1 protein-coding gene is annotated in these 493 nt (G+C 42.2%); it reads left to right on the forward strand.

The annotated features are described in order from the left end of the window. Positions 1 to 493, forward strand: a 493-nt coding sequence (locus B2Y23_RS04715) for a Clp protease N-terminal domain-containing protein (protein ID WP_291369334.1), incomplete at both ends; no start/stop codon positions are given.

Consider the following 493-nt stretch of genomic DNA (forward strand, 5'->3'; position numbering starts at 1 on the left):
TACAAACCGCTTGCAGCAAGCTTTATCAGATGCTCAATCTCTGGCCATGGGTAAAGATAATACTTCTATTGAAGGTATTCATATTTTATCTGTGCTATTAGAAGAGCCTGCCAATATCAGCTTGTTACAGCAAGCCGGGGCAAATCTACGAAATCTTCAAACCAAGTTGCAGCAAGCACTAAATGATGCACCGACTATCGCTAATCCAACCGGCGACATTAATCTGAATCCGGAAGCGGTACGCGCATTAAATCTGGCAGACAGCTATGCACAAAAAGCCGGGGATGAGTTTCTATCCACCGACTGGGTATTACTTGCTTTAGCGGAAACTGGTGCAACCAAAAATTTATTGAATAATATAGGCGTAACCACTGACGGTTTACGCAAAGCAATCGAAAATATCCGAGGTGGCGAAAAAGTCATGAGTAATACCCACGAAGATCAACGTGATTCACTCAATAAATACACTATAGATTTAACTGAACGTGCCATG

This window comes from Acinetobacter sp. UBA5934 (genome assembly GCF_002430855.1).
Lineage (GTDB): Bacteria > Pseudomonadota > Gammaproteobacteria > Pseudomonadales > Moraxellaceae > Acinetobacter.